Raw genomic sequence first — 1,601 nt, 5'->3', positions numbered from 1 at the left:
CTAGTGGTCGCGCCCGTTAATTCGTCGGGGGTCATGCGGCTTGTGGGTGTGGTGCGTGTCGATCGTGCTTCCTGATGCGCGTCAGGAGGAGGTTGAGGTCGGTGCGGGTGAACCTCCAGTCGAAGGGTCTGGCTGCGGCGTTGTAGTGCTTTTCGAAGGCGAGGATCTGGGTGGCGAGCTCCTCGAGGTCCTCGAAGTCGTCAGGGGTGAGAAGCTTGCGCTGGATGACAGAGAAGTAGACCTCGATCTGGTTGAGCCAGGATGCGTGGATGGGCAGATGGACCATCTGGGCGTTGGGGTAGGCGTTGCTGAGCCGGGCTGCTGCCGCCCAGTTGCGGTGGGAGGAGCCGTTGTCCACGACCCAGAAGACTCGTCTGGCGGAGGCGTACGGCTCGCTCTGCATGACCTGGTCCACGAGTGCGGTGAACGGTTTGATGCCGGTGGTCGGCTCGCACCGGCCCATGACGTGGGCGCGGTGGATGTCGTAGGCGGCTAGGTAGGCCAGGGTGCCGAGCCGGTGGTACTCGCTTTCGATCCGCATCCCCCGCCCCCGCCCCGGCCCCGGCGGGAGCGGGAGGTGGATGCGCATCCGGGCCTGAACGCCAGGTTTCTCATCGGCGCTGAGCACGTACTCGTCCTCACCCAGCGGCGCCCCTTCCCATTCCCGCTGGTAGAGGTCCAGGACGCGGGATGCCTTGAGGGCGAAGTGCGGGTCGCGGGGGAAGATCCACGACCGGTGTTGCCAGGGCTTCAGCACGTCGGCGGCGAGCCAGCGGCGCACGGTGGATGACGAGGGTGCTGGAACGATGCCGCTGGCTGCCGCATGGCGGGCCAGTTCGGGGCAGGTCCATCGGGCCAGGGGCGTTTGGCTCGCGGCGGGCATCTCGCACGCCAGGGCTTTCACCTCGGCGACCACTGTGGCCGGGAACAGGCGGGGTCTGCCCGCTCGCGGGGCATCGGCTAATCCCTCCATGCCCTGTTCGCAGTACCGGCGCCGCCACTTGCGGGCCGTGTCTTCGCAGACGCCGAGCCGCTCGGCGATCACCCGGTTCGCCGTGCCGGCCGCGGCCAGCAGCACGATCCGTGATCGGAGCACCAGGCGAAAGGGTGCTGAAGTGCGCCGGGACACCGACTCCAGCTCAGCGCGGCTGGCCTCGCAGAGGCCTACGACATAGGGACTGCAGGGCATGTACCTCATGGTGCACTCTCCAGGGCAGGGCATGATGGCCATATGGCCAGGCCCCCCGACTCCACCCGGACGTCCCTGAGCCGGCGACTAACCGCCCGGGCACGTGAGCGCTGGTCCCAGCTCACTGGCATTACCGTCCGCTGGCACGGCGAGTTCGCCTACATCGCCGGCCAGCTTCCTGACGGCACCACCCTCCCCCTCATGCGGCTGCGTTACGCCGGATCCGCCACCAGTTGGGGGTTCGCCATCTACCGCGCCAGCCACAACGACTACGAGAAATCTGTCCTGCCCAGCGGCTACCCGACCGGCACCCCACAGGAAGCCCTCGACTGCGCCTGCGGCCTCTATCTCGGCGACACAACAGCCTGGCACCACCAGCGACCCCCGACGAATTAACGGGCGCGACCACTAG

The 1,601-nt window shown here is 67.7% G+C and carries 2 protein-coding genes; one reads left to right on the top strand and one right to left on the bottom strand.

Annotation, left to right across the window (positions count from 1 at the left end; translation table 11 throughout):
- Nucleotides 1–31 precede the first annotated feature (31 nt).
- A complete protein-coding gene (locus tag ACIBHY_RS54725; protein ID WP_397311092.1) occupies nt 32–1,096 on the bottom strand; it encodes an IS630 family transposase in 1,065 nt (354 codons plus the stop codon).
- 294 nt (nt 1,097–1,390) lie between these two features.
- Here ACIBHY_RS54725 and ACIBHY_RS54720 point away from each other — a divergent pair, with 294 nt between their 5' ends.
- Nucleotides 1,391–1,585 (top strand): hypothetical protein, encoded by a 195-nt coding sequence (locus ACIBHY_RS54720; RefSeq protein WP_397311091.1) that lies wholly within the window; start codon nt 1,391–1,393, stop codon nt 1,583–1,585.
- Nucleotides 1,586–1,601: the final 16 nt, after the last annotated feature.

The sequence above is a fragment of the Nonomuraea sp. NPDC050547 genome (assembly GCF_044457345.1).
Taxonomy (GTDB): Bacteria; Actinomycetota; Actinomycetes; order Streptosporangiales; family Streptosporangiaceae; genus Nonomuraea.
Note: the sequence above shows the minus strand (reverse complement) of the source record. Positions and strands in the feature narration are given on the sequence as shown.

Coding starts and splice junctions, on each gene's coding strand:
- ACIBHY_RS54720 (WP_397311091.1), top strand. CDS start 1,391: ATGCGGCTGCGTTACGCCGGATCCGCCACCAGTTGGGGGTTCGCCATC.